This window comes from Qipengyuania sp., from assembly GCF_042095715.1.
Classification (GTDB): domain Bacteria; phylum Pseudomonadota; class Alphaproteobacteria; order Sphingomonadales; family Sphingomonadaceae; genus Qipengyuania.
On record NZ_JBELMO010000014.1, the window covers coordinates 20,352 to 41,198 of the forward strand.

Consider the following 20,847-nt stretch of genomic DNA (forward strand, 5'->3'; position numbering starts at 1 on the left):
TGCTGCTTGCAGTTATTCGAAATTAACCACGAACGTCGGATGCGACTATTTGAGCGAACCCGCCAGGATTTTGTGCAGCCGGGAATGCAGCGCATCATTAGCGGCCAGAACCTGTCTCGAATGGATCGGCATGCTGCGCCCCCTATAATCGGACACGAACCCCCCGGCCTCGCGGACGATCAGGCAGCCGGCGGCTGTGTCCCAATCCGCGAGGTCACTTTCCCAGAACCCGTCGAAGCGTCCCGCCGCCACCCATGCGAGGTCGAGCGACGCGGCGCCGAAACGGCGGATTCCCGCGACCTGAGGTCCGATGGCGCCGAAGATTCGCGCCCACTCGCCGAAATCGCCATGCCCTCCATAAGGTATGCCGGTTGCGATCAAAGCCTCGGATAGATGACGCCGGCCCGAGACGCGCAGACGGGCATCATGCAGCCAAGCCCCGCGGCTCTTCTCGGCCCAGTAAGTCTCGTCGGTCACGGGCTGATAAACAACTCCCGCAACCACATCACCCCAGCCCGATCCATCCAGCTTTGGCTCCTGAACCGCGATCGAAATGGCGAAATGCGGAATGCCGTGCAGGAAGTTGCTGGTCCCGTCGAGCGGGTCGACGATGAAGCGCGGCTGTCCTTCTTCACCTTCGATGGTGCCAGCCTCTTCCATCACGAAGCCCCATCCGGGACGCGCGGCGGTCAATTCATCATATATCGTCCGTTCCGACCGCATATCGGCCTTGCTGACGAAGTCGGCGGGTCCCTTGCGGCTGACCTGGAGGTGCTCGACCTCGCCAAAATCGCGGCGCAAGCGGTTGCCCGCCTTGCGCGCGGCCTTCTCCATTACACGAATGAGCCCGGAAACTGCGGCCATGGTACTTTCTCTATTCTGTCAGGACGCGAATTGAGCGCGCCTGCAAGTGAATGGTGCCCCAGTCGCACTGCAAATCGAACCGGGTGCCTTCGATGGCGAAGGACTGAATGCGAAACCGCCTTTGTCCGGTGTCACCGTGATCGGTGCGCTCAAGCGTCAGCTTGGTAATCCCGCCAAACCGAAGCGTTCCCGGATGAAAACAGCACTCTTCGCCTTCACCGGGACGTTCGTAGTCAGGGTGGTCGGGGCGGAGGCAGAAATCCATTTCGAGTGTGAGTTGATCGTCATCGACGACCACGCCCAGAAGCATCGAGCGCTCAATGTCGACCTTCTCGAATCGGGAAGCGATGCTGTTGCCTGCCATCGATGCTCCGATCAGTTGGCCTTGCCGACGTAGCTCTGTTCGTAAACGTCGACCACGATGCGAGTACCGCTTTCGATATGCGGCGGGACCATGATGCGTACGCCGTTATCGAGTACGGCAGGCTTGTAGCTGGAGGACGCGGTCTGGCCCTTCACCACGGCGTCAGCCTCGACAATGGTTGCCTCGACCTGGGCGGGGAGTTCGACCGAGATCGGTTTTTCTTCCCACAGTTCCAGCATCACCTGCATGCCGTCCTGAAGAAACGGGCGAGCATCGCCCAGCAGGTCGGACGGCAGATTGATCTGTTCGTAGGTTTCCTGATCCATGAAAACGAGCATGTCGCCGTCTTCGTAAAGGAACTGATAGTCCTTCGTATCCAGACGCACCCGCTCCACGGTATCGGCGCTCCTGAAGCGAACGTTGGTCTTGCGCCCGTCCTGGAGATTTTTCATCTCGACCTGCATGTAGGCCCCTCCCTTGCCGGGTTGGGTATGCTGGATCTTGGCGACCTTCCAGATGCCGCCTTCGTATTCGAGAATGTTGCCGGGACGGATGTCCACGCCGGAAATCTTCATGAGGGTCTACTGCCTTCGTGGGTGAGAAAGAGCTGCGACGCACCTTCGCGCCGGTCGGGCGCCGCTTAGCGGTTCGCCCCGCGCCGGGCAAGGTGCTGGCCATCACCGGGCAGGCAGGCTAATTGCGAGCGATGAAGTCCATCGCTGCCCTTGCCTTGCTTTTCGTTCTGACGGGCGCCTCCGATCTGAAAGTCCTCGAACAGGGGCGTTATGCCTGCGCTTTGCCCGGGGACGCGGCAGGACCGGCGCTGCAACGTATGGGGGAGCACGATTTTGTCGTCACTCTCGGCTCAAGCTATCGCAGCGCCGAGGGGGTTGGTACTTACCTTCTTGCCGGTGATGAACTTACCTTCACCAGCGGGCCCTTCAAAAACCAGCGGTTTCGCAGGGGTGAGAACGGGCTCTGGCGACAGGTCGGCGAGGAAGGAATGGCCGGTCGGCTTTCCTGCAACCGTAGCGGCCCCTCACTCTAGTTTCCGCTATCCCTCAATAGTGGATAGGGGTTTATCGCATTTGCGGGCTCCCACCATCCGGACTCCGGCGTCGTTTGCATGACGGCAAAATGGAGATGCGGGGCATCAGGCGATGCATTGCCGCTCGCCCCCACCGTTCCGAGCGGTTCCCCTTTTGCAACCGCCTGCCCTTCCCTTAAGCCCGGGGCGTAGCTGTCGAGATGGGCATAATAGGTGATGGTGCGCTTGTCCGGAGAGCGGATATACAAGGTTTTCCCGCCGCGGTCCGAATGGAAAATCTTTTCTACCGTTCCGCCCTGCGCGGCGATGACTCCGGTCCCCGTGGGTGCCATAATGTCCAAGGCCTCGTGCAGCCTTTTCCCCCCACCCCTTGCATCGGAAAAGCCGTCCGAAAGATTGGTGGGCCTGACCCCAACGACCGGGACGATAAAGTCTCCGGCCTGAGAAGCAATCGGGCGTGCATCCTCGCGGTCCGGACTAAAGACTGACCGATCCGGTGAAGTGCGTGAAACGGAACCGTCCGGGGCAGCCTGTGGGATGCGCCGGACGCTCGCTACGCCATCGCCGAATTTCTCGATAATGGAACCACCCGCGACGATCCACGCGGCACTGGTGAGAGTGGCCGTAACCAGGATCGTCGTCAGGCGATCGCCCCACCCCATTCGCGTCATTTTTCGAAAACTACCTTCGTGCTGGTCGACACCATTTGCGCAAGGCGGGCAGCATCCCAGTTCGTCAGACGCACACAACCATGGCTCTGCGCCCGGCCGATCGTTTCGGGTTCCGGCGTTCCGTGGATGCCATAGTGCTCCTTGCTAAGGTCGATCCAGACCACACCGACCGGACCATTCGGACCGGGGGGAAGCTGTTGTTTGGCTTCACTGTCAGGCACATCCCACATCAGATCGGGGTCGAAGCTGAAGGTGGGGTTATGTCCGACGCCGGTCACCTCCCAGTTCCCAATCGGCAACGGATCGTGGCTCGATCCGGAACTGACGGTGAATTCGGCCACGAGCTTGCCGCTCTGGTCGAACGCCTTGAGCGTATCTTCCGATTTGCTGACTACGATCTTCGCGACCTTCGGCTGTTCAGAGCCCACGCCGAGCGACGCGAGCGTCCGTTGCCAATCGCCATCCTTTACCGAGCCCGGCGCGATGCGATCTCCGCCAATGTTCGGCACCCTGATCTGCCGGCCGGCACTGAAAAAGGATTGAGCTCCGGCTTTCATGCTGGAACCGCCGTCGCTCGCAGAAGACGTCGGTGTCGGCGCAGAAGCGGGAGATGCCGAGGCAGTAGCCGGCGTTCGCCCGTTTGCAGCTGGTGCATTTTCCATTCCCGCCGGCATTCCCCCCGGATTGAGGGTCTTTAACACCGCCACGGTCGTGTGAAACCTTTCGGCCAGACGCTCATCCAGCGAGCTGTACCCCAGCCTTTTCATCTTCGCCTTTTCCGCCGTATCATCGGGAATCTCGTGATACTGCGCCCGCCCCCACTCGGCGGGGATAGTGACCACGCGAGTTGCCGGGATCGTATCCCACTGCGCCAGCTTCGCTTTTGTCGCTTCGTCCAGTTCGCCCGTCACGTCGAGGTCATTGGCCTCCTGAAACCCCTGCAGCGCATTTTCAGTCGACATTCCCATCTTGCCGTCGATCACCCCCGGACCGAAGCCTTGTCGGTCGAGCACGACCTGGGCCTGCATAATCGGCCGATCTTCCGGATCGGGTATGTTCGTATCGCCGGCGGTACCATCCGTACCCATCGAAGCATTATCGTTGGATGCCATCGTGTCGGCGAGATTATCTTCGCCATAGGTGGCATAGCCTACATCATTCGTTACCGGCGTTGCTTGAGCGGTTTCCTCATCGTCCTTGTAGCGGTCGGTACCATTGAGGCCACAAGCGGCAACGGCGAACAAGGATACGGCAGCAAGGATACGATGCATTGGAATCTCCCAGAGAATTTCGGGAGAAACGCTGATGCGCGAGATTTTATCCTGCGGCAGCGGATGTGATTGCGGATTGAAAAGCGCGGATTGCTTCCGCTTCATCACCGGATGACCAAACCGCTCCGCTCACGGCCAGGAAATCCGCGCCGGCGCTGACAAGGGGCCCGCAATTGTCAGGCGTGATGCCACCGATCGCAACGCAGGGTATTTCGAACACGCGCTGCCACCACACAAGGATGTCCACTTCGGGGCGGTGCTCGCTCTCCTTGGTTTTGCTGGCAAAGAAGCTGCCGAAAGCGACATAGTCCGCCCCTGCCTCCCCCGCTTCCATGGCGAGATGGCGGCTGGCGTGGCAGGTCACGCCGATCTGCGCTTCCCTGCCCAGAATGTCGCGCGCCTCGCGTGGGTCGCCGTCGCCCTGTCCGAGATGGACGCCATCGGCCTTGAGCCTTTTCGCCAGCGCGATACTGTCGTTGACGATAAAGGCACAGTCATGCGCGGCGCACACTTCCTGCAACGGCGCAGCCAGGCGGGCGGCCTCGTGATCGTCTACGCCCTTGACGCGAAACTGGAAGGCGGCAACGGGCCCCGCGCCCAGCGCACGATCGAGACGCTCGACGAAATTGCCGCCCACGTCGGCGGGGGAAATCAGGTACAGCTGCACAGCGGGATCGGTGGTATCCATGGCCGGCATCTAGCCATCACCGGAACAAACGAAAAGGGGCGCCACCCTCGATACGCCGCCCCGTTCATGGGCCACTCAGCGAACCGCGGCGACAAAGGCCTATGAAACGCTTGACCCTTCTCGCACCGGCGATCTTCCTGGCATCCTGCGTGGTTGTGCCAGATGCGCCCAATGTCGCCGGCACCCCCTTGCCCGAAGGATCCGCCATCGCACTGGGTCAGCCGGTTCGTCTTGGTGAAATCGTAGTGACGCCCCAAGCGGTGAAGGAGGATAGCCGCTGCCCAGTCAACGCGCGCTGCGTGTGGGCAGGTAGGCTCGTGGTCACTACGCGGATCGACGGCGCTGGTTGGCGCGACACGACCGATATCCAGCTTGGCGAGACATTCGGCACGCATGGCCATGTGATCGCCCTTGTCTCGGGTGAACCCGCGAAAACGGCGGAGCAGGACACTCCGCCGCGATCCTATCGGTTGGTTTACGAACTGCGTTAGATACTCAGCTGACGCTGGCGGCGTGGATCTGGTCGATCGCGGCGCCAAGGGTCTCGTCGAATTCCGTATCGCTTTGGCCATGGCGCAGGTCCTGTAGGAGGCCGCGACTGAAGCTGGCGATCATGCCGGGATTGTCGGCCAGTTTCGCGCAGGCTTCTTCGGTGGAATAGCCGCCGGACAGCGCCACCACACGCAACACCTTTTCGTGCTTTACAAGCGGCGCGTAAAGCCCCGACTGCGCCGGAATGGAGAGCTTGAGCATGACCTGCGAACGCGAGGGGAGTTGTTCCAGATGGGCGAGAATTTCCTCGAAGAGGATCTGTTCGCCCTCATCCCGGTCCGCGGCGTGGATATCGTATTCCGGCTCCAGCATCGGCATAAGACCGGTGGAGAGAATACGCTTACCCTCCTCGAACTGCTGCTTGACGATGGAAGCGATGCCCCTGGCATTCGCGCTTTTAATCACGCTGCGCATCTTGGTGCCGAAGACACCTTTCTTACCGGCGCGAGTGCAGACCTCTTCCAGCAGAGGCATGGGCTTCATCAGTTGAACGCCATCTTCTTCGTCCTCCAGGCCCTTGTCGACCTTGAGAAACGGCACGATGCCGCGTTCGGCCAAGCGTGCTGGCACGCTTTTGCCGCCGCTTTCCCCGTCCATGGTCTTTTCGAACAGGATCGCGCCGATCACCTTGCCGTTTCCGAAACAGGGTGACTCAATGATACGCTGGCGCATCTCATGAATGAGGGCGAACATCTCCTCGTCGCCTGACCAGGCTCCGTCCTCGATCCCGTAGCCTTTAAGCGCCTTGGGGGTCGACCCGCCGGACTGGTCGAGCGCGGCGATAAAGCCTTCCCCGGTCGCGATCCGTTCGCGCATGTCATCGAAATCCATAATCGTGTTCCCCGTCTGGTGCATTCGTATGCGTGTGCGCTTACAAAGGCACTGCCACGGTAGCAACCGGATGTAAGCGCCATTAGCGCAGTGCCCCGTTTCCAAACACTGTGCGCAACTTATTTGCCTATCAGATCGACCGCCTCATTCGAACATCCCCCGTTGCGATGGAGATCGAGGCGCCTGATGTGCGCCATCAGGTCCTTCGGGAAAGCCTGCGGATAATACCAGTGAAGCTCAGCGCGGGTTTGCCATCCGCAGTCACGATCCCGCGTACGTAAATAGTCTTGCCGCCCGCACGGGTGACTTCACCGCGCGCTTCGACCAGTTGCCCGACCGCTACCGAATCGAGGAAATCGCCCGACAGGTTCATGGTCACCCCTCGCCCATCGCCCAGCGCCTCGCGAGCAATGCTGAACAGCGCGCCATCCGCGAAGGTCATCAGGCAGCCGCCGTGCATGAAACCGGCCCCGTTCATATGCCGATCTTCGGCGCGGAAGGCGCTGACTGGCCGACCATCGCCGTCGATGCGCTCGTAAAACGGCCCCGCGCGCTGCTCGAAAGCATCGGACTGCCACACGTTCCAGCCGGCGAATTCGCCCTCGGTGACGGGAACGAGCCCGCCTGTCGCGCCCACCGCCTGGTTCTCGCTCATCGTGTAAGCGCCGCGACTCCGGGCAGTTCCTTGCCCTCCATCCACTCGAGAAAGGCGCCCCCTGCGGTGGAGACATAGGTGAAATCGTCGGCAACACCGGCATGGGCCAATGCCGCCACCGTATCCCCGCCCCCCGCCACCGAAGTGAGCGAACCATCCTGGGTGAGCGCGGCTGCAGTTCTGGCGAGCGCGACGGTTGCAGTGTCGAACGGTGGCGTCTCGAATGCGCCCAGCGGACCGTTCCAGACCAGGGTGCGGCACGTCTTGAGTGCATCGCCCAGCGCTTCGACCGCCTGCGGTCCGATGTCGAGGATCATCTCCTCCGGCTGAACCTCGTGTACGTTGCAAGTCCGCAGGCTGGGTGGGTTTACTGCAAATTCGGTCGCAACCACAACATCATAAGGCAGATGCACCGTACAGCCCGCGTGGTCGGCCTCGTCCATGATGCGGTTCGCCGTGTCGGTAAGATCGTGCTCGCACAGCGACTTGCCCACGTCGACGCCGCGCGCGGCAAGGAACGTGTTGGCCATGCCGCCACCGATCACCAGGTGCTGCACCTGACGGACGAGGTTCTGAAGCACATCGAGCTTGGTCGAGACCTTGGCCCCGCCCACCACCGCCATCACCGGCCGGTCCGGATTGCCGAGCGCGGCGTCCAGCGCCTTCAATTCGGCCTCCATCGCGCGACCCGCGTAGGACGGAAGAAGATGGGCCAGACCCTCGGTGCTCGCATGGGCGCGATGTGCGGCGGAGAACGCATCGTTCACATAAAGATCGCCGTGCTGAGCGATCCCTTTTGCGAATTCCGGATCGTTTGCTTCCTCCCCCGGCCAGAACCGGAGATTGTCGAGCAGACCGATATCGCCATCTCCCAGAATGGAAATGGCCTGATCCACGACCGGACCCATGACTTCGGGAATGAACATGATCTCGCGATCCAGCACACGCTCGACATCGCCCTGCACCATGCTGGTGCTCATGGTCGAATGGCGCTGACCCTTGGGTCGCCCGAAGTGAGCCATAAGCAGCACCTTGGCGCCCCTGTCCGACAAGTCGAGGATGGTGGGCTTCACCGCTTTCACCCTCGTGACATCGCTGGCACGGCCTTCCTGCATCGGCAGATTGAGATCGACACGCACCAGAGCGACCTTTCCGGAAAGATCGCCGGGAAGGTCGTCGAGAGTCTCGAAATTCGCCACGTTTATCCGAACCTTCCGAAAGCTTAGAGCAGACCGGCCATGACTCCGGCGGTGTCGATCATGCGGTTCGAGAAGCCCCACTCATTGTCGTACCAGCTGACGACACGACCCAGCTTGCCTTCCAGCACAGCGGTTTCGAGGCTGTCTACCGTTGAACTCGCCGGCTGGTGATTGAAATCGGAGCTGACAAGCGGTTGATCGGTATAGGCCAGCACACCCTTCATGGCGCCTTGCGAAGCCTTCTTGAGCGCCTCGTTCAGCTCTTCTGCCGAGGTATCGCGGCCCGGCGTGAAGACGAGATCGATGAGGCTGACGTTCGGCGTCGGGACGCGGACTGAGGAGCCATCGAGCTTGCCCTTCAGTTCGGGCAGCACCAGGCCAACGGCACGCGCCGCGCCTGTGGTGGTCGGGATCATGTTCTGCGCACCGCCGCGCGCACGGCGCAGATCCTTGTGGATCTGGTCCAGCATGCGCTGATCGTTAGTGTAGCTGTGGATGGTGGTCATGAAGCCGCGCTCGATCCCCACCGTGTCGTGTAGCACCTTGGCCACGGGGGCGAGGCAGTTGGTGGTGCAGCTGGCATTCGAAACGACGTCATCGTCGGCGGTTAGTGTATCCTGGTTCACCCCGAAGACGATGGTTTTCGACACGCCGGTTGCGGGCGCGGAGATCAGGACTTTCTTTGCGCCGGCACCGATATGGGGGCGCGCCGATTCGTCCGACTGGAAGAAGCCGGTGCATTCCAGCACGATGTCGATGCCGTTGTCCTTATGCGGCAGCTTGCCCGGATCGCGCTCGGCGGTCACGTGGATGCGCTTGCCGTCCACTACGAGATCGTTGCCATCGACCTCGATGGTGCCGGGGAAGCGGCCATGCGTGCTGTCGAAGCCGAACAGCAAGGCGTTCGAGCCGGTATCGGCGAGATCGTTGATCGAAACGAGCTCCAGATCGTGGTCGTTGCGCTCCAGAATGGCGCGCGCCACCAGGCGACCGATACGTCCGAACCCATTGATTGCAACCTTCGTCGCCATGTCAGAAACTCCTGCCTATTCGCTGATATTGTTCATGATTTGAGGAATAATGGCTTCCACGGTGAAGCCGAACTTCTCGAACAGATCGCCAGCCGGTGCGCTGGCACCGAACCTGTCGATACCGATCCGCAGCCCGTTCGTCATGGTGTAGCGATCCCACCCGAAGGTCGTCCCCGCTTCGATCGAGACGCGCAGGATCTGATCCGGCGCCACGTTCGGCAGAATGTCCTCGCGGTACGTCGCGTCCTGTTCGTCGAACAGCTGGGTGCAGACCATCGACACCACATCGGCACCGATCCCTTGTCCCTCCAGCTTCGCCGCGCAATCCATTGCCAGCGCCAGCTCCGAACCGGTCGCAATCAGGATCACCCGCCTGGGATTCTCAGCGGCCTTGATCCTGTATCCGCCCCTGGCGCTCATGTTCTCGCGCGCGGTGTTGCGGATTTGCGGAAGGTTCTGACGGCTCAGCGCGAGAACCGTGGGCCGGGTCTTGCTCTTCAATGCGATTTCCCAGCATTCGGCGGTCTCGATCGTGTCAGCCGGACGCATGACGAGGAGATTGGGGATCATCCGCAGGGATTGGACATGCTCCACTGGCTGATGCGTAGGACCATCCTCGCCAAGGCCGATCGAATCGTGAGTCATCACGTAAATGACCCGAGCTTCCTGCAACGCCGAGAGGCGGATTGCGGCGCGGCAATAGTCAGTGAAGACCAGGAAGGTTCCGCCATAGGGGATGACACCCCCATGAAGAGCCATCCCGTTCATCGCCGAAGCCATGCCGAATTCACGGATTCCGTAATAGAGATAGCGCCCGGCGTAATCTTCGGCCGTCAGCGGCCCGATGCCACCTGCCTTGGTGTTGTTCGATCCGGTCAGGTCCGCGCTGCCGCCGATGGTTTGGGGAACCTGCGGGTTGATGGCGCCCAGAGCCATCTCGCTCGCCTTGCGGGTGGCGACCGTCTGCGGATCTGCGAGCAGGCCGTCGATATAGTCCTGAAGCGAAAAGTCGACCGGAAGGTCTCCCGCCATGCGGCGCTCAAAATCTGTCTTGCCGGAATAATCTTCCAGCTTTGCGCGCCAAGCCGAATGCGCCTGCTTGCCATTGGCCGAGACCTCGCGCCAGTCGTTGAGAATGCGCTCCGGCACTTCGAACGGCGGGTGGTCCCACCCCAGCGTCTCGCGCGCGGCGGCGATCTCATCCTTGCCCAGCGGCGCGCCATGGGTCGCACTGGTGCCCTGCTTGTTGGGCGCGCCCTTGCCGATCACCGTCCGACAGGCGACCAGCGAGGGCCGCGGGTCCGCCTTCGCCTCTTCGAGCGCGCGCCGGATGTCGGCAAAATCGTGTCCGTCACAGCGGACGGTGTGCCAGCCCGCCGCGGCATAGCGTGCCTCGACATCCTCGCTGGTGGAAAGATCGGTGGGGCCGTCGATGGTGATGCGGTTATCATCCCACATCACATTGAGCCGCCCCAGCTTCAGATGGCCGGCAAGGCCGACCGCCTCGTGGTTCACACCCTCCATCAGACAGCCGTCGCCGGCGATCACCCAGGTATGATGGTCCACCAACTCGTCACCGAATTCCGCATTCAGGTGCCGCTCGGCGATGGCCATGCCCACCGCCATCGCCAAGCCTTGTCCAAGCGGGCCCGTGGTGCATTCCACGCCGTCCAGAAGAAAGTTTTCGGGGTGGCCGGCGCAAGGGCTGCCCAGCTGGCGGAAATTGCGAATGTCCTCGATCGTGGGAGCCGCATAGCCACTGAGATACAGCAGGCTGTAGATCAGCATGGAACCATGCCCCGCCGACAGCACGAAACGATCGCGATCGGCCCAGTCGGGCGCAGACGGATCGTGTTTCAGGAATTCGCTCCAAAGCACCGTCGCGACATCGGCCATGCCCATCGGCATTCCGGGATGCCCCGAATTGGCCGCTTCGACCGCGTCCATCGAGAGCGCACGGATGGCATTGGCCATGGGCGCGAGACGATCGGGACCAAGTGGCATGGGTGGAAAAGCTCCTGATACAGGCGCGCCGCGACATCCGCGGGCGATTCGTATGCCGCAGCGCCTTGGCGCATGGGCGAAGGTGCGGTCAACCCGGCCACCCGGCCCGATCCTTGCGCGACTTTTCAACAGCCTGCTTCAAGCCTTTGCTCTGGCGCGTCTAATTGCCTATGATCAGGCCATGGACCAGGCGCGTATGGATAGGGCGATGGCGCGGATCGAAGTGGCGCTTTCACGGATTGAATCCGTTCCGGCCGCGCCGCCACCCGCCGCCACCGGACCGAGCGAGACGCAAACTGCGCTTCGGGAGCGGGTCGAAGGGGCGATTTCCCAGCTCGATGCTTTGATCGGATCGCTGGAGAAATGAGCGAGGTTACGCTTCAGGTCGGCGGCCGACCCTACACGATCTCATGCGCGGACGGGGAGGAAGACCATGTTCGTCACCTAGCCCGCATCATCGACGGCAAGCTGACCGCGATGGGGACCCTGTCTTCGAACGACGCGAAGAACCTGCTGTTCGCGGCGCTCATCCTGGCCGACGAGGTGGACGAAGCAAGGCGCGTACCAGCCCAAGCCCCCGACTCCGAACCCGACACGATCATGGCCGAAAACGTGGTGGCCGGCCTTGAATTGCTGGCGGGACGTTTGGAAGAGGTGGCCGATCTGCTTGAGAACCGTGCCGCGCCATCCTAAATAGCGCCATGGCGGGACTGCCCGGCACGAGCCATTCGAATATCCCTGAGGCTATAAGCAATCCAAAGGGAGCTGTCCCTTCCCTGAGGCGCTGGTTCGTCCAGCAAATTGGGGTAAACGGCGCCCACCTGACGTGAAGGCGTCAGAGGATTTCACGGCAAACGACCCATGGTGGTTCCGCTACACCGCCAACTTGCTATGACGCTGCGCATGAATGCCGCAAAAGCCCTACTGCGCAAAGACCTGAGAGCCCGCCGCCGCGATCATGTGGCCGCGCTCGATCCCACTACCCGCGCATTGATCCTCAATCGTCCGCCGGCGCCTCTGCTGGACCTCGTTCCCGAAGGTTCAACGATCGGCCTCTACCGCGCCGGTCCGCATGAGGCGCCGACAGAAGGCTATGCGCGGTTCTTTCACGAACGCGGTCACGCCCTCGCCCTCCCCCGCTTCGCCCACCGCGCCGCCACGATGGAATTCGCTCGTTTCGCCGACCCGTGGGACGAAAGCGCGTGCGAGGTCGGGCCTTTCGGCCTTTTGCAGCCCGTGGAGGATGCGCCCGCCACCATACCTACTGTCCTGATCGTCCCGCTGCTGGGCTTTACCGCTAGGGGTGAGCGCATCGGCCAGGGTGGGGGCCACTATGACCGCTGGCTGGCGGACCATTCCGGTACGACGGCCATCGGGCTGGCCTGGGACGCTCAGCTGGTGGATTCGCTGCCCATCGAGCCGCACGATCATTCCATGTCGGCCATCGTCACCCCGACACGGTTTTACGGGCCCTTCGCATGAGGGACCAGCCCACCATGCGCATCCCCCTCGGGATCCTGGGCTTGCTGGCGGCGCTTCTGGCCTACGGGATTGCCGTGGCGACCTTCCTTCCGCCGTTGATAGGGAATTGGCCCACGCTGCTCCAGACGGTCGTCTATGTACTCCTCGGCCTGATCTGGCTTCTGCCTCTGCGGCGCTTCCTGATCTGGATGGAAACCGGCCGCTGGGGATAACCCGCCGTGCTTGCGCGTTGAGCACCCATGCCGGAACTCCCCGAAAACGAAGCCCAGCGCCGCCTCGTCGATCGCGAGTGCCTGCATCGCACCATCGAAGCCGTCGAGCTGGGCGACGATGTGACCTACATCGCCCTGCCCGGCGATAACGAGCGGGCGCGTCTGGTGGGCCGACAATTCACGGAAACGCGGCGCCACGGGAAGAACATCTTCCTCGGCAGCAAGACGGGGCCGTGGATGGCCGTACATCTGGGTATGACAGGCCGTCTGATCCCTTTCGACGCGCCCGAGGACCCGCCGACCAAGACCAAGCTGCTCGTCCGTTTCGAAGGCGACCGTCGCCTCGCTTTCCGCTGTCCGCGCAAACTGGGCAAGGTGCGCATCATCGACGATCCCGATACGTTCATCGCCGAGCAGAAGCTGGGGCCGGATGCCCTGACGATCACCAAACGTCAGTTCGCGGACGCCGTGGGAAGCAGTCGCAGTGCGATCAAGGCGGCGCTGCTCGATCAAGGCAAGCTGGCGGGCGTCGGCAATCTATGGTCGGACGAGGTGCTGTTCCAGACTGGCCTGGCCCCGACCGATACGGCCGCCAACCTTGACGAAGCTTGCCTGGAAACCTTGCTGAAGCGGTTGAAGGCCATCCTCGAAGCGGTGATCGATACCGATGCCACCTACAGCAAGCTGCGCGACGACTGGCTGATCCGGCACAGAAAAAAGGGTGCCACCTGCCGGCGTTGCGGCGGAAAGATCGACAGCGCGAAAGTAGGCGGTCGAACCGCCTACTTCTGCACCAGTCATCAAAGCTGATTTCCCAAGTGGCGCGAGTGACGGGGCTCGAACCCGCGACCTCCGGCGTGACAGGCCGGCACTCTAACCATCTGAGCTACACCCGCGCATCTTGAAAAGAGCGGTGCACCGCTTGGGAGTGCGGCCCACTAATGGGCACCAGCGGGGCTGTCAATGCCGCCTCACCCAAGAATCTCGGCTCTTTTTGGTTAAGCGCTCGTCCCATCCTGTTTGACCACCGGATATTAACCCTGAAGGGCGACATTCCGGTCAGGAATCAGGGGGTCTCGGGTCATGCGTTTCGGATTGTTCGCCTTATCTGCCGCATTGTTGATGACGGGTGGGTTTGCCGCGCAATCGGCGCTCGCAATCGCGGTGACGGCGGAGACTTTGCCCTCTGCGAAACAGTCAACGCAAGCGCTCGCGGCGGATGCCCGGGCTTACGGCTCAGTTCCGTTCAGCCGCTCCGGCCGCGAGGAAGCGATTATCCTCGCCATGCGCTGAGGCGGACAGTCGGACAAAGCGTCCCCACTTTTTGGCGGCACTTGTCCCTAAGGGGGGAACTGCCCCTTTGTCAGCCGACCAGCAGCAACGCCGGTTGTTCGATCAGCTTTTTCATCGCCTGCACGAAGCTCGCCGCATCCCAGCCATCCACGACCCGGTGATCGCAGCTTATCGACAGATTCATCAGCTTCCGCTTCTCGATACGCTCCCCGCCTTGCCCGTCGCTGACGAACATGGGCCGTTCCACGATGCGATTGGGGCCGATGATGGCCACTTCCGGCCGGTTGATGACCGGCGTGGTCGCAACCCCGCCCAGCGGCCCTAGCGAGGTGAGGGTGAGCGTCGAACCCGACAGCTCTTCGCTTTTCGCCTTGCCGCTGCGCGCGGCATCCGCGAGCCGCGTGATCTCGTTTGCCAGCTGCCACAGGTTCCTTCCCTGCGCATCGCGGATAACGGGCACCATCAGCCCGGAATCGGTCTGCGTCGCCATGCCCAGATGCACCGCGCCGGAACGTGTAACCACGCCGGCATCGTCATCGAACCGGGCGTTGATCATGGGAAAATCGGGCAGGGTCTTGCAGATCGCGGTAATTAGCAGGGGCAGCATGGTGAGCTTTGGCCGATCGCCCCGCCCTTCGTTCAACTGGCCGCGCAGTCGCTCCATCTCGGTGACGTCGATTTCCTCGACGTAAGAAAAGTGCGGAATGTTGCGCTTGGATGCGGCCATGTTCTCGGCGATGCGGCGGCGCATGCCGATGACCTTGATCTCCTCGTCGGCACGCTTGCCGCCTGCGGGCGCGAACCCGCCATTGTAAGACAGGAAAGCATCGAGGTCGGCATGACGCAGACGACCGTCGGCGGCGGGCTTGATCTCCACTAAATCGATGCCGAGATCTTTGGCGCGGGCTCGCACGGCGGGAGAGGCCAGAACCTTCGTATCTTTCGCGGGCGCAGGCGCCGGGGTTGGGGTAGGCCGAGGGGCCGGGTCCGGATCGGCCGCGATGGCGTCGTCCGCATCGCTGGCATCGGAATTTTCCGTTTCGATCCGCTCCGCGACGCCCTCGTCCTTCGGAGCAGGCGCGGGTGCCGGATCGGCCACGGGCGCATCGACCACGTCTTCCTGCGCCGGCGCTTCGCCCTCCGTCTCGATGACCACCAGCATGGAGCCGATGGCGATCGTGTCCCCGACTTCGCCAGCCACTTCCAGCACCTTGCCGGTGACCGGACTTTCCATCTCGACCGTGGCCTTGTCGGTCATCATGTCAGCGATCTGCTGATCTTCCTCGACCGTATCGCCAGGCTTGACGTGCCAGGCCACGATCTCGGCCTCGGCGATGCCCTCGCCAATATCGGGAAGGTTGAAGGTGAACTTGCCCATGGGTCGCTTACTCGCTCAGAATCTTGTCGATGGCCTCACCGATGCGGATCGGGCCGGGAAAGTAGGCCCATTCGAGGCTGTGAGGATATGGCGTGTCGAAACCGGTAACGCGTTCGACCGGCGCTTCCAGGTGATAGAAGCACCGTTCCGTCACCAGTGCGGACAACTCAGCGCCGAAGCCCGATGTCCGAGTCGCTTCGTGCACGATCAGGCAGCGACCGGTTTTCTGAACCGATTCCTCGATGGCTTCAATGTCCAGCGGCACGAGCGTGCGCAGGTCCAGGATATCGGCATCGACACCCTTCTCGCGGCACACCGATTCGACCACGTGAACCATAGCGCCATAGGCGAGGATGGTCAGTGACTCCCCCTCCCTGACGGTGCGCGCCTTGCCGAGCGGGATCGAATAATATCCCTCCGGCACCGCGCTCTGCGGATGGCGCTTCCAGGGCTCGGCAGGCTTGTCGTAATAGCCGCTGAAGGGGCCGTTGTAGATGCGCTTGGGCTCGAAAAAGATGACCGGATCGTTGTCCTCGATGGCTGCGATCAGCAGGCCCTTCGCGTCATAAGGCGTCGAGGGGATCACCGTTTTGAGGCCCGAGACATGGGTGAAGAGCGATTCGGGGCTCTGGCTGTGGGTCTGTCCCCCGAAGATGCCGCCGCCGAAGGGGCTGCGCACCGTCATCGGCGCGATGAACTCTCCCGCCGAACGATACCGCAGGCGGGCCGCCTCGCTGATGAGCTGGTCAAGGCCGGGATAGATGTAATCCGCGAACTGGATTTCGGGCACCGGCCGCAGGCCATAGGCACCCATCCCAACCGCCGCACCGATAATCCCGCATTCGCTGATGGGTGTATCGAAGACGCGGGACTTGCCGAATTTCTCCTGCAACCCCGCGGTGCAGCGGAACACCCCGCCGAAATAACCGACGTCCTCCCCCATGATGACGACGTTTGGATCGCGCTCCATCATGATCCCAAGCGCTTCGTTGATCGCCTCGATCATGCTGATGCGGCGCTCGGAGGCTTGATCTGCCGAGCTTTCCTGCGGTTCGCCGGTCAGAGCGCTATCCTGCTCGCTCACAGCTTCAGCCCTCCCGGAAACTTTATCTCGCGTTCCTTGATCGCCTGATCCGCCTGTTCTTGCAGATGCCAAGGCAATTCCTCGAATACGTCCTCGAACATGGTGTGGAACGGGTGGTGGAGGCCATGGCCCAGGATGCCGTTGGCTTCGGCCTCCTTGGTCGTCGCGCGCACCTTTTCTGCGGCGTTCTTGTCCATCTCCGCCTGACGATCCTCGTCCCACTCGCCAATGGCGATGAGATGGTTCTTGAGACGGGTCACCGGGTCGCCCAGCGGCCATTCGCTGCGCTCCTGCGCACTGCGATATCCCGCCGGGTCGTCGGAGGTGGAATGGCCCTCCGCCCGATAGGTGAAGAACTCGATCAGCGTCGGTCCGGCATTCGCCCTGGCGCGATTGGCGGCCCAGCGTTCGGCCGCATAACATGCCAGCGCATCGTTTCCGTCCACGCGCAATCCCGCGAGGCCATAGCCCAGCGCGCGCGCGGCAAAGGTGGTGCGCTCCGCCCCGGCAAAGCCGGAAAAGCTCGAAATGGCCCATTGGTTGTTGACGATATTGAGGATCACCGGCGCGTTGTACACGGTGGCAAACGTGCAGGCGGCGTGAAAATCACCCTCTGCGGTGCTTCCCTCGCCCACCCAGGTCGCGGCGATCCGGCTGTCGCCCTTGATCGCGCTCGCCATGGCCCAGCCCACCGCTTGCGGGGTTTGCGTCGCCAGATTGCCGCTGATAGTGAAGAAGCTCTTCTCGCGGCTGGAATACATGATGGGGAGCTGGCGCCCCTTCAGCTTGTCACCCTTGTTCGAATAGATCTGGTTGATCATCTCGATCATGGGATACCCACGCGCGATCAGAATGCCCTGCTGGCGATAGCTCGGAAACACCATGTCATCGGCGGCCAGTGCCATGGCGGATGCAATGCTGGTCGCCTCTTCGCCGGTGCATTTCATGTAGAAGCTGGTCTTGCCCTGGCGTTGTCCGCGAAACATGCGCTCGTCGAAGGCGCGGGTCATCGCCATGTGACCCAGCATCGCACGCAGCGTATCGGCGTCGAGCTTCGGGTCCCAGGCCCCGTGTGCGCGGTCGTCGTCGCCCAGCACGCGCACCAGACCATAGGCATGATCGGTCAGATCGCGCGGATCGCAGCTTTCGTCGGGACGCGGCAGCCGCCCCGGAGCATCGACGTCCACGTGGCCGAAATCGACGGTGTCGCCGGGCCGGAACTTGGGCTCCGGCACATGCAGCGACAGGCCGGGCTTGTTTGCACCGGCTGAATTAGGGTTCTCCGGCCCTTCGGCCATGCGGCTCTCCCGTGAGATACGCCCTTTTTCGGGGCTAGGCATTCTATGCGCCGGTGCGTTATTTTATTTCAGCACCGGCGACAAGCCTCACACTGCCACGGGTGCCTTTATCGGCGGGTGCGGCGTATAGCCGTAAACCTCGAAATCCTCGATCCGATAGTCGAAGATCGTCGGCGGACGCCGCGTAATCTCAAGCCGCGGGCGCCCCCGCGGTTCCCGCGCCAACTGCTCCTCGATCAGATGCGCGTGGTTGAGATAAAGGTGCGTGTCCCCGCCCATCCACACCAGCTCGCCCGGTTGGAGGTCGGTCTGTTGCGCCAGCATTCGCACAAGCAGCGCCGCCGACCACAGGTTGAAGGGCAGGCCCAGCGCCACGTCGCAGCTGCGCTGATAGAGGACCGCGTTGAGCCTCCCCTGCCCCATTTCATGGCCGGCCACATGGAATTGATATGTCTTGTGGCACGGCGGCAATGCCATCCGGTCCAGCTCGGCCACGTTCCAGCCTTCGATGATGTGCCGCCGGCTGCCGGGGTTGTCGCGCAGCGAGGCGACGACCTCGGCCACCTGGTTGATCCCCCCCCCCCGCTCGAACAACCCGTCTGGGCGGTAGCGATAGGTCGGCCAGTCCACCCATTGCTTGCCATAGACCGGCCCCAAATCGCCCCAGCGCGCGGCGAAATCCGCATCTTCGGCGATCCTGCCGACAAAGTTTTCCAGCGGGATCTCGTTGCCCGTTTCGCGCACGTAGCGCGCATGGGGCCATTCGTTCCAGATCTTCACGCCCTGCAGTACGAGGGGACGGATATTAGTCTCGCCGGTCAGGAACCACAGCAACTCGCGCGTGGCGGTTTTCCAGTAGACCCGCTTGGTAGTGACAAGCGGCATGGCACCACCCGCCAGATCATAACGCAGCATCGCCCCCATGACCGACCGCGTGCCCACGCCCGTGCGATCCACGCGCTCACTGCCCGCGCGCCACACCCGCTCCATAAGGTCCAAATACTGGTGTTCGGGATGGGGCACGGGGCGAGAATCATCTGCGGAGCATGCACTGGCCATGGTTTTCCCTAGGCGGCAAATTGCCCGCTTGCCACCCTGCCAACCCATCCCTATAGGCACGCGCCTTGCCTCGACCCGCTGCGCCCTGGCGCCTGCGGGACCGATCCGGTCGGGGAGTAGCTCAGCCTGGTAGAGCACTGTCTTCGGGAGGCAGGGGCCGGAGGTTCGAATCCTCTCTCCCCGACCACATTTTATCTTGCAATAAGCCCTTAAAACAAGCGTTTACTCGAAGTTGGGCTCATAAATAGAACAGGGGTTCTGGGTTCACGGTAAACCTTCACCGCCTTCTTCTCCTTCCGATCGCGATTCTATCGCCGACGTCTTTTAGGTAGTCTGGAGAGAAGCGCGCGTAGTGCTTCTGCGTTGTGCGATCATCGTCGTGTCCCATGAGTTGCGCCAGCGCAGCCATTGAGACTCCTTCTTCGGCAGCCACCTGTGAGATTCTCCGCGCCGAGCCAGTCTTCCAGACTTCTCGCGAGACCGTCGAACGTTCCGCTATCGGCCTCTTCGGGCGTCTGCCCGTGGCCGGTCAAGTCTACGGCGTTTACCTCCCGGACTTGAGAAAGCACAGGCGAGATCGTGTCCCACGAGCCGCTGATCGCTCCGGTCCGTGGACAAGGAGGACGGGTTTTCCGCGCCCCGTGCGCGTGTAGTGCGTGGTCATGTAACGGCAACATCTCGCACCGACGTATGGGCCCGTAGCTGTTTATATTGCCGATAGTGAGTCCAACAGCGGACGGTCCACTAGCGGCCCGGAAGCTGCTGGACCGGTAGCGGCCCAGAAGCGGCTGGACCGGTTTTGACGGAGATGCCTGTCGGCAAGACGCCCCAATTTCGGTCGTTCGAACGCCGCGAGGCAAACGCCGAAAGCGGTCGTTCCTGCAATTCAACGCTAAGGATGGGTCCATCGCTGGTGCCAAATGTGATCTGCCTCTAGCGGCCATGGCTTTGGGGAGACGGGTGCGCGGCAGAGGATCAGCCGATCCGCACATCAAGGAGCGCCGTCCTGTGCCACGCGGTTTGAGCCTAAAAGGAGGCAGTCAACGAGATGACAACGGCATCGTCGACGATGTCGGGCGTCGCGCCCGCTGCGATCGCGTCGAAATCCGAGATGTCGGTATCGACGTAAGCGATCCGCGCGGTGAGCGCATTCCAGCTCGCACTCGCGCCGAGCGACCACTCGGTATAGCTCCCGCTTGGCGTCAGCGTGGTGTCGCCTTCCGACCGGCCCACATGCGCGTCCAGCGCAAAGGGCGTTCCTTTGATCGGCAGCGCGGCATCGACGGAGACGTAGATGTTATCGTTACCGCCTATCGCATCCTGCAAAGGTGCGTAGGCGACGCCGAGCGTAAGCGCGGCGGGGCCTGCCGTGAGACCGAGTCTGGCGTAAGGTTCGAAGAACGCGAAATCGCCGCCGGTCGATCCGGGATAGGCGTAGTAGAGCAGCCCGCCGTCGAGCGTCACACCATCGGCCATCTCGGCCTTGTACCCGGAGTAAAGATCGAGCTCGAAATCGGAACCGCCGAGCTCGCCGAAGCCATCGACACTCGAAGCCCAGGTGCCAACATAGAGGCCGCTTTCGTGGGTGAGGCTGACCCAGCCCTGCACCGCCACTGTCTCGTCCGATAGGTCGATCCCGCGAAACCGGTAGGAGGAAACGAGCGCCGTTCCGGCCGAGACCGTGACAGTGTCGGCCTCGGTCTGGTCGGTTTCCTCCTGCATATCCTGGGCGGCGACGGGTGTGGCAAGCGAGGCCGCAATGGCGGCGAGGCAGATCAGGCGCATCGGGAAAATTGCCCTTGATGAAAGGGCGGCGACCATCGCCGCGCCGTGCGCAAGGTCTCTCCTCCCACCGCCCGTTAA

The 20,847-nt window shown here is 62.3% G+C and carries 24 protein-coding genes, 2 tRNA genes and 1 other RNA gene; 10 read left to right on the forward strand and 17 right to left on the reverse strand.

What is annotated here, in order from left to right; all coding sequences use genetic code 11:
- Nucleotides 1–45: 45 nt before the first annotated feature.
- Genes ACFDTG_RS05495 through efp form a run of 3 tightly spaced genes read right to left on the reverse strand, consistent with a single transcriptional unit; the run spans nucleotide 46 to nucleotide 1,803 of the window.
- A complete protein-coding gene (locus ACFDTG_RS05495; RefSeq protein ID WP_375290014.1) occupies nucleotides 46–864 on the reverse strand; it encodes an inositol monophosphatase family protein in 819 nt (272 codons plus the stop codon).
- 10 nt (nucleotides 865–874) lie between these two features.
- Entirely contained in the window at nucleotides 875–1,228 is a 354-nt protein-coding gene (locus ACFDTG_RS05500; protein WP_375290015.1) for a hypothetical protein, read from the reverse strand.
- Nucleotides 1,229–1,239: 11 nt separating this feature from the next.
- Nucleotides 1,240–1,803 (reverse strand): elongation factor P, encoded by a 564-nt coding sequence (gene efp, locus ACFDTG_RS05505; protein ID WP_375290016.1) that lies wholly within the window; start codon nucleotides 1,801–1,803, stop codon nucleotides 1,240–1,242.
- Nucleotides 1,804–1,934: 131 nt separating this feature from the next.
- Between efp and ACFDTG_RS05510 the strand changes: the two genes are divergently transcribed.
- Entirely contained in the window at nucleotides 1,935–2,276 is a 342-nt protein-coding gene (locus tag ACFDTG_RS05510; protein ID WP_375290017.1) for an elongation factor P, read from the forward strand.
- On the opposite strand, the gene ACFDTG_RS05515 is transcribed toward ACFDTG_RS05510, so the two are convergent.
- From ACFDTG_RS05515 to thiE, 3 genes are read right to left on the reverse strand one after another with little or no spacing between them, the layout of a single operon-like run.
- Nucleotides 2,273–2,947, reverse strand: coding sequence for a M23 family metallopeptidase (locus tag ACFDTG_RS05515; RefSeq protein ID WP_375290018.1), 675 nt, complete (start codon nucleotides 2,945–2,947; stop codon nucleotides 2,273–2,275). The two genes, ACFDTG_RS05510 and ACFDTG_RS05515, sit on opposite strands and share 4 nt — an antisense overlap.
- Nucleotides 2,944–4,323, reverse strand: coding sequence for a L,D-transpeptidase (locus ACFDTG_RS05520; protein WP_375290019.1), 1,380 nt, complete (start codon nucleotides 4,321–4,323; stop codon nucleotides 2,944–2,946). The genes ACFDTG_RS05515 and ACFDTG_RS05520 overlap by 4 nt, the downstream gene beginning before the upstream one ends.
- On the reverse strand, nucleotides 4,265–4,906 hold the full coding sequence (gene thiE, locus ACFDTG_RS05525) for a thiamine phosphate synthase (RefSeq protein ID WP_375290020.1): 642 nt from the start codon (nucleotides 4,904–4,906) through the stop codon (nucleotides 4,265–4,267). The genes ACFDTG_RS05520 and thiE overlap by 59 nt, the downstream gene beginning before the upstream one ends.
- 101 nt (nucleotides 4,907–5,007) lie before the next feature.
- Here thiE and ACFDTG_RS05530 point away from each other — a divergent pair, with 101 nt between their 5' ends.
- The gene (locus ACFDTG_RS05530) at nucleotides 5,008–5,397 is read left to right on the forward strand and encodes a hypothetical protein (RefSeq protein ID WP_375290021.1); all 390 of its coding nucleotides are present in this window, start codon (nucleotides 5,008–5,010) and stop codon (nucleotides 5,395–5,397) included.
- 4 nt (nucleotides 5,398–5,401) lie between these two features.
- On the opposite strand, the gene ACFDTG_RS05535 is transcribed toward ACFDTG_RS05530, so the two are convergent.
- From ACFDTG_RS05535 to tkt, 5 genes are all read right to left on the reverse strand, one after another.
- Nucleotides 5,402–6,289, reverse strand: coding sequence for a fructose bisphosphate aldolase (locus ACFDTG_RS05535; protein ID WP_375290022.1), 888 nt, complete (start codon nucleotides 6,287–6,289; stop codon nucleotides 5,402–5,404).
- 196 nt (nucleotides 6,290–6,485) lie between these two features.
- On the reverse strand, nucleotides 6,486–6,944 hold the full coding sequence (locus ACFDTG_RS05540; protein WP_375290023.1) for a PaaI family thioesterase: 459 nt from the start codon (nucleotides 6,942–6,944) through the stop codon (nucleotides 6,486–6,488).
- Nucleotides 6,941–8,143 carry a phosphoglycerate kinase gene (locus ACFDTG_RS05545; RefSeq protein WP_375290024.1) on the reverse strand — a complete coding sequence of 401 codons (1,203 nt, stop codon included), beginning with the start codon at nucleotides 8,141–8,143 and terminating at the stop codon, nucleotides 6,941–6,943. The genes ACFDTG_RS05540 and ACFDTG_RS05545 overlap by 4 nt, the downstream gene beginning before the upstream one ends.
- 23 nt (nucleotides 8,144–8,166) lie before the next feature.
- Nucleotides 8,167–9,174, reverse strand: coding sequence for a type I glyceraldehyde-3-phosphate dehydrogenase (gene gap / locus ACFDTG_RS05550; protein WP_375290025.1), 1,008 nt, complete (start codon nucleotides 9,172–9,174; stop codon nucleotides 8,167–8,169).
- 15 nt (nucleotides 9,175–9,189) lie between these two features.
- Nucleotides 9,190–11,178 (reverse strand): transketolase, encoded by a 1,989-nt coding sequence (tkt, locus tag ACFDTG_RS05555; RefSeq protein ID WP_375290026.1) that lies wholly within the window; start codon nucleotides 11,176–11,178, stop codon nucleotides 9,190–9,192.
- Between the two features lie 52 nt (nucleotides 11,179–11,230).
- Between tkt and ACFDTG_RS05560 the strand changes: the two genes are divergently transcribed.
- The 6 genes from ACFDTG_RS05560 to ACFDTG_RS05585 all read left to right on the forward strand — a co-directional run bounded on the left by ACFDTG_RS05560 (nucleotide 11,231) and on the right by ACFDTG_RS05585 (nucleotide 13,682).
- Entirely contained in the window at nucleotides 11,231–11,545 is a 315-nt protein-coding gene (locus tag ACFDTG_RS05560) for a hypothetical protein (RefSeq protein ID WP_375290027.1), read from the forward strand.
- On the forward strand, nucleotides 11,542–11,871 hold the full coding sequence (locus tag ACFDTG_RS05565; protein WP_375290028.1) for a cell division protein ZapA: 330 nt from the start codon (nucleotides 11,542–11,544) through the stop codon (nucleotides 11,869–11,871). Before ACFDTG_RS05560 ends, ACFDTG_RS05565 begins: the two co-directional genes overlap by 4 nt.
- 11 nt (nucleotides 11,872–11,882) lie before the next feature.
- Nucleotides 11,883–12,053, forward strand: a non-coding RNA gene (ssrS, locus tag ACFDTG_RS05570) — 6S RNA.
- A 28-nt stretch (nucleotides 12,054–12,081) separates the two neighbouring features.
- On the forward strand, nucleotides 12,082–12,660 hold the full coding sequence (locus ACFDTG_RS05575; RefSeq protein ID WP_375290029.1) for a 5-formyltetrahydrofolate cyclo-ligase: 579 nt from the start codon (nucleotides 12,082–12,084) through the stop codon (nucleotides 12,658–12,660).
- On the forward strand, nucleotides 12,657–12,872 hold the full coding sequence (locus tag ACFDTG_RS05580) for a DUF2842 domain-containing protein (RefSeq protein ID WP_375290030.1): 216 nt from the start codon (nucleotides 12,657–12,659) through the stop codon (nucleotides 12,870–12,872). The genes ACFDTG_RS05575 and ACFDTG_RS05580 overlap by 4 nt, the downstream gene beginning before the upstream one ends.
- 27 nt (nucleotides 12,873–12,899) lie before the next feature.
- A complete protein-coding gene (locus ACFDTG_RS05585; RefSeq protein WP_375290031.1) occupies nucleotides 12,900–13,682 on the forward strand; it encodes a DNA-formamidopyrimidine glycosylase family protein in 783 nt (260 codons plus the stop codon).
- A 9-nt stretch (nucleotides 13,683–13,691) separates the two neighbouring features.
- Here ACFDTG_RS05585 and ACFDTG_RS05590 read toward each other — a convergent pair.
- Nucleotides 13,692–13,768: transfer RNA gene (locus ACFDTG_RS05590), tRNA-Asp, on the reverse strand.
- Between the two features lie 187 nt (nucleotides 13,769–13,955).
- Here ACFDTG_RS05590 and ACFDTG_RS05595 point away from each other — a divergent pair.
- A complete protein-coding gene (locus ACFDTG_RS05595) occupies nucleotides 13,956–14,165 on the forward strand; it encodes a hypothetical protein (protein WP_375290032.1) in 210 nt (69 codons plus the stop codon).
- A gap of 70 nt (nucleotides 14,166–14,235) precedes the next feature.
- On the opposite strand, the gene ACFDTG_RS05600 is transcribed toward ACFDTG_RS05595, so the two are convergent.
- From ACFDTG_RS05600 to thyA, 4 genes are all read right to left on the reverse strand, one after another.
- Nucleotides 14,236–15,543, reverse strand: coding sequence for a dihydrolipoamide acetyltransferase family protein (locus tag ACFDTG_RS05600; RefSeq protein ID WP_375290033.1), 1,308 nt, complete (start codon nucleotides 15,541–15,543; stop codon nucleotides 14,236–14,238).
- A gap of 7 nt (nucleotides 15,544–15,550) precedes the next feature.
- On the reverse strand, nucleotides 15,551–16,549 hold the full coding sequence (locus ACFDTG_RS05605; RefSeq protein WP_375290046.1) for an alpha-ketoacid dehydrogenase subunit beta: 999 nt from the start codon (nucleotides 16,547–16,549) through the stop codon (nucleotides 15,551–15,553).
- Nucleotides 16,550–16,623: 74 nt separating this feature from the next.
- A complete protein-coding gene (locus ACFDTG_RS05610) occupies nucleotides 16,624–17,925 on the reverse strand; it encodes a 3-methyl-2-oxobutanoate dehydrogenase (2-methylpropanoyl-transferring) subunit alpha (protein ID WP_375290034.1) in 1,302 nt (433 codons plus the stop codon).
- Between the two features lie 87 nt (nucleotides 17,926–18,012).
- Nucleotides 18,013–18,984, reverse strand: a complete 972-nt coding sequence (gene thyA / locus ACFDTG_RS05615) for a thymidylate synthase (protein ID WP_375290035.1) — start codon at nucleotides 18,982–18,984, stop codon at nucleotides 18,013–18,015.
- 110 nt (nucleotides 18,985–19,094) lie between these two features.
- On the opposite strand from thyA, the gene ACFDTG_RS05620 reads away from it, so the two are divergent.
- Nucleotides 19,095–19,171, forward strand: a tRNA-Pro gene (locus ACFDTG_RS05620).
- Nucleotides 19,172–20,010: 839 nt separating this feature from the next.
- Here the strand turns inward: ACFDTG_RS05620 and ACFDTG_RS05625 are convergent.
- A complete protein-coding gene (locus tag ACFDTG_RS05625; RefSeq protein ID WP_375290036.1) occupies nucleotides 20,011–20,805 on the reverse strand; it encodes a TorF family putative porin in 795 nt (264 codons plus the stop codon).
- Nucleotides 20,806–20,847: the final 42 nt, after the last annotated feature.